This window comes from Rhizobium ecuadorense (assembly GCF_001187535.1).
Taxonomy (GTDB): Bacteria; Pseudomonadota; Alphaproteobacteria; order Rhizobiales; family Rhizobiaceae; genus Rhizobium; species Rhizobium ecuadorense.
Genome location: NZ_LFIO01000322.1, coordinates 1 through 5647, shown reverse-complemented (window position 1 = coordinate 5647; position 5647 = coordinate 1). Strand labels below are relative to the sequence as shown.

General features: G+C 58.4%; 5 protein-coding genes. 4 read left to right on the top strand and 1 reads right to left on the bottom strand.

From position 1 onward, the window contains the following. The 3 genes from AF337_RS07090 to AF337_RS07080 all read left to right on the top strand — a co-directional run. Positions 1–222 (top strand): DUF982 domain-containing protein (locus AF337_RS07090; protein WP_049731556.1); only part of this gene is annotated, 222 nt, incomplete at its 5' end. An 11-nt stretch (positions 223–233) separates the two neighbouring features. Next, positions 234–509: a hypothetical protein gene (locus AF337_RS07085; RefSeq protein WP_049731555.1), complete on the top strand. Its 276-nt coding sequence runs from the start codon at positions 234–236 to the stop codon at positions 507–509. 566 nt (positions 510–1075) lie between these two features. After that, on the top strand, positions 1076–3259 hold the full coding sequence (locus tag AF337_RS07080) for an ATP-binding protein (RefSeq protein ID WP_049731554.1): 2184 nt from the start codon (positions 1076–1078) through the stop codon (positions 3257–3259). A gap of 133 nt (positions 3260–3392) precedes the next feature. On the opposite strand, the gene AF337_RS07075 is transcribed toward AF337_RS07080, so the two are convergent. After that, complete coding sequence (locus AF337_RS07075; protein WP_049731558.1) at positions 3393–4409, bottom strand: sensor histidine kinase; 1017 nt, start codon at positions 4407–4409, stop codon at positions 3393–3395. Positions 4410–4616: 207 nt separating this feature from the next. On the opposite strand from AF337_RS07075, the gene lov reads away from it, so the two are divergent. Further along, a partial coding sequence (lov, locus tag AF337_RS07070; protein WP_049731557.1) for a blue-light-activated histidine kinase occupies positions 4617–5647 on the top strand: 1031 nt, incomplete at its 3' end.

The window sequence follows — 5647 nt, the reverse complement described above, 5'->3', positions numbered from 1 at the left end:
GACGCCTACAGGCATCTTTCCGAGTGGCCTCCCTCGCTCAGGGATGCCGCGCATTCGGTTGCGCTGCAGGCTTGCCGCGCGGCACTGCGTGGAGAGATCGACGCGGAGACCGCGCGCGGCCTGTTTAGTGCTTTTGCCGAACGGCACGATTTGCTGGCGCCGGAGATCGATGCCATCGCCGCCAATCGTTTGCGGCGGGACAGAGATCCACATGTGCGTTAAGGAGGCTCGACATGCACGACATATTGCAGCAGGTCGCGACCAATGCCATGGCAACCGGCCCGGCGACTTTGCTCCAGGGCATGCAGCTTCGGCGGCCGATCGACGTGGTGAAAACGGCAGCATTGTCTGCCGACGACAAGCGCACCATCCTGGCCGGATGGGCTTCTGATTTTTACGCGGTCGATTCGAAGCCGACGTTCCGTCACATTCCCGGAACACCGGAGCCGGTTCCAATCGATGAAATTCATTCAGCGCTTGCCGAACTCGACCGGCGCTATGGCTTCTGACTTGCGGCGCGGGCTTGCTTCATCGGCATGGCGACCCGTTTGATGGCCTGGTCCAGCGAACGCCGCCTGTCGAAGCGATCCTGTCGGCGCTCGTCGTTTCGACAAGCGCCGACGGGATGATGAAACGATAAATGCGGCGGGCGTCCTTGCGCCACTTCTGGAAGTTGTCGGGCCGCGCGGAGCATCGCTTGATCGGGAGCGGACCATAACTTGCCTCCGCACGACCCAACTCTGGGATGAGCTGGACCGCCAGGGAAAGGCGTTTAAATTCCGACGAATAGCGCCTTTCCTGCGATCCGATGAAGTAATCTTGTTGGCTCGTCGAGGTTCCCGTTCGATGCCGTAAAAAAGCATTGAAACAAGCAAGTTGTTTGTCCGCGCATCGCACCGGAGTAAATGAGGAACAAACTGCGCGTTCCCGTAGCTGAACGAAAGGGGCCGGCGGCGTTCCCATGCACGATTTGACAGAATAGCCTAGGGCAGCATCGGAGCAACTGCTGGACCAGGAAGGTGCTTGTGATACTTTGAAAGCCAATTCGCCTTTATTCCACTCCCGATGGTAGAAGATGACCTCGTCCACGTACCTGCCCGCCGAGCGACTTCAGCAGATTCTCGACAGTGCGGTCGACACCGACATCATCATCTTGGATCCAAACGGATTCGTCGTCAGGTGGAGCAAAGGGGCTAGCAATCTGCTTGGCTGGACCGAAGAGGAGATGCTGGGAAAGACTCTGCTTGAGATTTTCCCGGCGGATAAGGATGCCGCGAGCCTGCTCGCCACTGAGCTTGCTGATGCAAAGGCGAACGGCAAGGGTGGCGGCGAGGGGTGGCGATTTCGCAAGGACGGGAGCAAAATCTGGGCGGTCGGCGAAACCACCCCGCTGTTTGCCGATGGCCAAGGCTTGATCGGTTTCGTAAAAATTCTCAGAGATCGCACCAAGCAACGGCGCACGGAATCCGCACTGCGCGAGCGCACGCGCGCGCTTGAGGTGCTCAATCGTGCGGGAGCTATTCTCGCACGCGAAAATAATCTAGAACGGCTCGTGCAGGCGGTAACGGACGCAGGTGTCGAACTGACCGGAGCGCAGTTCGGCGCGTTTTTCTACAACATCATCGATCACGCGGGCGAAAGCTACATGCTCTATTCGCTCGCAGGCATGCCGCAAGAGGCGTTCTCAAACTTTCCCATGCCTCGCAACACCGCTGTGTTTGCGGCAACATTCAGCGGGGAAGGCATCGTTCGGTCGGATGATATCACGCAGGATCCTCGTTACGGACAAAATCCTCCTCACCAAGGGATGCCGAAAGGACATCTTCCCGTCCGGAGTTATCTTGCGGTCCCTGTCATTTCGCGCACGGGAGAGGTCATCGGAGGATTGTTTTTCGGACACGCAGATACCGGCATGTTCAGCGAGGAGTCGGAGCAAGGATTACTCGGTCTTGCGGGTGAGGCCGCTGTTGCCATCGACAACTCTAGGCTTTTCGAGGCTGCGCAACGCGAACTCGCGGAGCGGCGGCGCGCGGAAGAGGCGCTCAAGGAATTGAACGCTCACCTCGAAGATCTTGTAATCCAGAAGAGCGACGAGTTGACCCGCAACGCCGAGGCGCTGCGACAAGCCCAGAAGATGGAGGCGGTCGGGCAATTGACCGGTGGCGTCGCTCATGACTTCAATAACCTGCTGCAGATCATCGTTGGAAATCTCGATACGCTGCTGCGGAACCTGCCGGCCGATGCAGGACGGCTTCGCCGCGCCGCCTCGCAGGCGATGAACGGTGCCGAAAGAGCCGCGGCGCTGACACAGCGGCTCCTCGCCTTCGCCAGGCGCCAGCCACTCGACCCGAAACCCGTCGACGCCAACGGCCTTATTCGCGGAATGTCGGAACTTTTACATCGAACGCTGGGAGAAATTTACGAGGTCGAGATCGTTCTTGCCGGCGGCCTCTGGAAGACGGAGGCAGATCCGAATGCGTTGGAAAGCGCACTCCTCAATCTAACCATCAATGCGCGAGACGCGATGCCTGACGGAGGGAAGCTCACGATCGAAACCTTCAACGCGCACCTTGATGACGTCTATTCGGTAAATCATGCTGAAGTGTTGCCGGGACAATATGTTGCGATATCTGTCTCCGATACCGGGTCGGGCATGGATGTGGAAACCGCCGCTCGTGCTTTCGAGCCTTTTTTTACGACCAAGGATCAGGGGAAAGGCACCGGGCTGGGACTAAGCCAGGTCTACGGCTTCGCCAAGCAGTCGAAGGGGCATGTGAAAATCTATTCGGAGCTTGGGCAAGGAACGACCGTCAAGGTCTACCTGCCGAGGCTCCTAGCGGGCCAAGTTGATGAGGCAACCATCGACCGGCTCCCCCTCCCTGAAGCGGGTTCTGGGGAGATCATCCTGGTGGTTGAGGACGACCCGGATGTCCTGGCCTATTCCGCAGAGTCGTTGAAGGAGCTCGGGTATCGCGTGCTTGAGGCCCAGGACGGTCCGACGGCTTTAAAGGTCTTGGCGTTTAACCTGCCGATTGACCTTATATTCACCGACGTCGTCTTACCCGGGGGAATGAGCGGCGCCGACCTGGTCGCGAAGGCAAGGGAGCTGCAGCCCGCCGTCAAGGCCTTGTTTACTACCGGCTACTCGCGCAACGCCATAGTGCACCATGGTCGCCTCGATAAAGGTGTCCATCTCCTGCAGAAGCCTTTTTCGATTAAAGATCTTGCTGTTCGTGTCAGAGGCGTTCTGGATCTTTGAGACCAATATGCGCACGAGGAACTGCGGAAACATTATGATCAGTGGAATGACCAATTTCGGTGTCTGCTGCTGCTCAAAGCAAGCGTTAAATCCCGGCCAAACGGCGCACTCGGTGAAAGCGATCTCGCCCTGGCTACGCTTCAGCGTCCGGGCAATTCTGATATTGCAGCTTCTGAAGCGATGCATCAAGCTTGAGGGTAAGGCCCGTCGCGGCGTAGTCAAATGAGACATCCCCGAAGGCGGAGAGACTCGTATTGACCAGCCGGGAGCCGAAGCCCTTCTTGCTTGGAGCCTCCACCACCGGCCCGCCGCGCTCTTGCCAAAGGAGGTCAAAGCGATCGTCGCCGGCATTTTTGCGCACGGACCACTCGATCTCGACAGATCCGGAATCCACCGACAGAGCCCCGTACTTTGTCGCGTTTGTGGCAAGCTCGTGCAGCACGAGGGAGAAGGCAAGGGCCGCCTGAGGGCTCAGATTAACCGCAGGACCGCTTGCTTTGACACGGTTCGGCTCAAGTCCGAGGTTGATCTCGGTCGCCTCGACGATCGTATCCATGGTCGCCGACAGCCAGTTCTTCTGCAGCAAAATATCGTGCGCGTTTGCATAGGCATTGATGCGCGCCCTGATCGACTGCTCTGCCTCCTCCATGCTGTTCGCACTTCGGAATGATTGGTTGGTAATCGCTTGAACGACGGTCAGCGTATTCTTGATGCGGTGAGAGAGTTCATGCATCAGGACACGTTGTCGCTCCTCATTCTCTCGCTGCTCGGTTCGATCCCGCAGGATCTTCAGAAAGCCCTCGAGTTCGCCCTCATCCGACCGCAACGCCATCAGTTGGCCCGAGGCCCAGAATAACGAACCGTCCTTTCGAACGTGCCAGCGCTCATCATCTCCGTGGCCCTCGGTCAAAGCGGCGGTCATTTCCCGCTGGGGAACCCCGGCTTCTCGATCCTCCGGCGTGAAAATAACGGCCACGGGCTGGCCGACGATTTCGGTCTCATCCCACCCGAGAATCCGGCGCGCTCCCTCATTCCAGGTGGTCACCCGAGATTCGAGATCCACGGAGATGATCGCATACTCGATGGCACTCTGAAGGATGGCTTCGAGAAATCGCTCCCGGGCGCGGCTGGAACTGGAAATGGGGGTCATGATGTTATTCTGCGCCTGATCCTTCCGGTCGCGCAAGTGGAATTGACCTTACCTCAATCCTATACCGGCGCCCTGGCATGGCCATTAACTCGTGATGTCCGGGCGGATTCGTCGGGAAGCGTGCCGCATCGGCCAAATCGGTTGATCGTCTTGGAAACAATCGAAGGCGTGCAACGTTATTGGGCGACCTCTGATTAAGTGTGAAGCATGACGAGCCATTCGACAAAAAAACTGCACGGCGACTTACCGTCGGCATCGTCAAAAGCAGCCTTGGCCGACCGGAAAGAACTTGCGGCGATAGCGTTCGAACGAACAAGGATGCCAATGGTCGTCGCCGACGCCCGCAAACCGGATCTGCCGATCGTGCTGGCCAACAAATCATTTCTCGAGTTGACAGGTTACCCCGCGGATGAGGTGCTGGGCCGCAATTGTCGGTTCCTTCAGGGACCGGCGACGTCTCCGATCGCCGTCGCTGAAATTCGCGCTGGGATCGCCGACGAGCGGGAGGTCAGCGTCGAGATCTTGAATTATAAGAAGAATGGGGAGCAGTTCTGGAACCGCTTGCATCTAAGTCCCATCCATGCGGACGACGGGAGGATCCTATATTTTTTCGGATCGCAAATCGACGTGACGGAGTACCGGCGGATCGAGGCGCTTGAGGCTTCCGAGCATCGGCTGCTCATGGAGGTCGACCACCGGTCGAAGAACGTCCTCGCCATCGTTGACAGCATCGTTCGCCTCTCCAACGCCGACGATCCGGCTCTTTATGCCGCTGCTATCCAACACCGGGTGCAGGCGCTCGCCCGCGCACACAATCTGCTTGCCGAGCGAAGATGGACGAGCATTTCTGTTGAGGAGCTCGTTAGGCTGCAGGTGACACCATTCGCATCAACCCGTGCCGTTTTTAGGGGGCCTGATATCCGACTGCCGCCGCCGGTGGTTCAACCGGTCGCACTCGTACTCCACGAACTTGCCGTCAACGCGGCCCGCCACGGCGCTCTTGTGGCTTCGCAAGGGAGGCTTTCGATCAGCTGGACACCCGGGCCGTCAGGAGCAGGTTTTAAACTTCGATGGCGGGAGGCCGGCGTCAGAAGAGCGCCCAAGCCAACCAAAAGAGGTTTCGGTACAGCGATCATCGGAGCGCTCATCGAAAAACAGCTGAAGGGACATGTCGAGAAAACGTGGTCGAATGATGGGCTGCTGATTGAGATCGAGGTTCCTTCGGCCTTGTCCACCGG

Excerpts from the sequence above, each read along its gene's own strand:
- AF337_RS07085 (WP_049731555.1), top strand. The coding sequence starts at position 234 with ATGCACGACATATTGCAGCAGGTCGCGACCAATGCCATGGCAACCGGC.
- AF337_RS07080 (WP_049731554.1), top strand. The coding sequence starts at position 1,076 with ATGACCTCGTCCACGTACCTGCCCGCCGAGCGACTTCAGCAGATTCTC.
- AF337_RS07075 (WP_049731558.1), bottom strand. The coding sequence starts at position 4,409 with ATGACCCCCATTTCCAGTTCCAGCCGCGCCCGGGAGCGATTTCTCGAA.